Source organism: Pseudorhodoplanes sp. (assembly GCF_035565795.1).
In the GTDB taxonomy this organism is placed as follows: Bacteria; Pseudomonadota; Alphaproteobacteria; order Rhizobiales; family Xanthobacteraceae; genus Pseudorhodoplanes.
Genome location: NZ_DATMRV010000005.1, coordinates 1 through 1748, shown reverse-complemented (window position 1 = coordinate 1748; position 1748 = coordinate 1). Strand labels below are relative to the sequence as shown.

Sequence of the window (1748 nt, the reverse complement as noted above, 5' to 3'; positions counted from 1 at the left end):
GCTGGATGGCGCGCGCGACATTCTGGTCGAGACCTTTGCGGAAAACGCCGAGCTGGTCGGCCGCCTGCGCACCTACCTCAAGGACAAGGCCTTCGTGCACGCCAGGGTCATCGACGGCAAGCAGGAGGCCGGCGCCAAGTTCTCCGACTATTTCGACCATTCCGAACGCTGGGCGACGACGCCTAGTCATCGTGCGCTGGCCATGCTGCGTGGCCGCAACGAGGACATCCTGACGGTCGATATCGAAATCGATGCCGACAGCACCGCACAGGTGAAGCCGGTCGAGCAGATGATTGCCGACGCCTACGCGATCCGTGCGGATGCCGGCGCCGCCGACAAATGGCTGATGGATGTCGCACGCTGGACATGGCGCGTGAAGCTCTCGCTCACGCTCTCGATCGATCTGATGACCGAGTTGCGCGAGCGCGCGGAGGAAGAGGCGATTGCGGTCTTCGCCCGCAATCTCAAGGATCTGTTGCTGGCGGCGCCAGCCGGTTCGCGCGCGACGATCGGCCTCGATCCCGGCATCCGCACCGGCGTGAAGGTTGCTGTCGTCGACAACACTGGCAAGCTGCTCGAGACCACCACGGTCTATCCGTTCCAGCCGAAGAACGATGTTCGCGGTGCACAGGCCGAAATCGGGCGGCTCATCGTGCGCCACAAGGTCGAGCTGATCGCCATCGGCAACGGCACAGCAAGCCGCGAGACTGACAAGCTGGTCGCCGATCTCTTGGCCGACATGCCATCGCCGAAGCCGATCAAGGTGGTGGTGAGCGAGGCCGGCGCGTCGGTTTATTCCGCTTCGGCGACCGCCGCCGCCGAATTTCCGGATCTCGACGTGTCGCTGCGCGGCGCGGTGTCGATCGCACGCCGCCTGCAGGACCCGCTGGCGGAACTGGTCAAGATCGAGCCGAAGTCGATCGGCGTCGGCCAGTATCAGCATGACGTCGACCAGTACCGGCTGGCGCGCTCGCTTGACGCGGTGGTGGAGGACGCGGTGAACGCGGTCGGCGTCGATCTCAACACGGCGTCGGCCTCGCTGCTGTCGCGGGTGTCGGGCCTCGGCGCGTCGCTCGCCGAGTTGATCGTCGCGCATCGCGATAAGGTGGGCGCCTTCAGGAACCGCAAGCAATTGCTTGAAGTCGCACGGCTCGGACCGCGCACCTTCGAGCTCTGCGCCGGGTTCCTGCGCATCCCGAACGGCGACGAACCGCTCGATGCCTCGTCGGTGCATCCGGAAGCCTATGGTGTCGCCAAGAAGATCGTTGCGGCCTGCGGCCGCGATGTGCGCTCGCTGATGGGCGACAGTGCCGCGCTGAAGGCGCTCGATCCGCGCGTATTCGTCGACGAGCGCTTCGGCCTGCCGACCGTGCGCGACATCCTGGCCGAACTGGAAAAGCCCGGCCGCGATCCGCGTCCGAGCTTCAAGACCGCGACCTTCACCGACGGCGTCGAGGAAATCACCGATCTGAAGCCCGGCATGCTGCTGGAAGGCACCGTGACCAACGTCGCCGCGTTCGGCGCCTTCGTCGATATCGGCGTGCACCAGGACGGGCTCGTTCACGTCTCGCAACTGGCCGACCGCTTCGTGAAAGACCCGCATGAAGTCGTGAAGGCGGGTGACGTGGTGAAGGTGCGCGTTGTCGAAGTCGACGTGAAGCGCAAGCGCATCGGTCTCAGCATGCGCAAGGACGGCGCAGCGGCAGCGCAGCGCTCCGGCACGGGCAATGCCGCCGACGGCAAGGGCA

General features: G+C 65.8%; 1 protein-coding gene. It reads left to right on the top strand.

Annotated features, from left to right (window positions below; genetic code table 11):
- The coding region (locus tag VNZ93_RS00430; protein WP_325698470.1) for a Tex family protein at window positions 1-1748 on the top strand (1748 nt) is incomplete at both ends.